Below are 527 nucleotides of genomic sequence, written 5' to 3' on the forward strand. Positions count from 1 at the left end.
GTCGACCTCGCCGAGCGCTACAACGCCATGACCTATATCGACGAGGTCCATGCCGTGGGCATGTACGGACCCCGCGGCGGCGGCATCACCGAGCGCGAAGGCCTTGCCGACCGCATCGACATCATCCAGGGCACACTGGCCAAGGCGTTCGGCACGCTGGGCGGCTACATCACCGGCACCAGCGCGGTGATCGACGCGGTTCGCTCCTATGCGCCGGGTTTCATCTTCACCACGGCGCTGCCGCCGGCGATCGCCGCCGCCACCACCGCCTCCATCCGCCATCTCAAGCGTTCGCAGGCCGAGCGCGACGCGCAGCAGCAGCAGGCGAGCCGAACCAAACACATCCTGGCGGCCGCCGGCCTGCCGGTGATGGAATCGGCGACCCATATCGTGCCGGTGCTGGTTGGCGATCCGGAGCTTTGCAAGATGGCGAGCGACCGGCTGCTTGGCGTCCACGGCATCTACATCCAGCCGATCAACTACCCGACCGTGCCGCGCGGCACCGAGCGGCTGCGCATCACGCCGAC

At 68.3% G+C, this 527-nt stretch carries 1 protein-coding gene; it reads left to right on the top strand.

The window, feature by feature from the left end; all coding sequences use genetic code 11:
• On the top strand, positions 1 to 527 hold a 527-nt coding region (locus tag AC07SZ_RS35645), incomplete at both ends, for an aminotransferase class I/II-fold pyridoxal phosphate-dependent enzyme (RefSeq protein ID WP_494917909.1).

Source organism: Mesorhizobium sp. GW821-FHT07A06 (assembly GCF_059419085.1).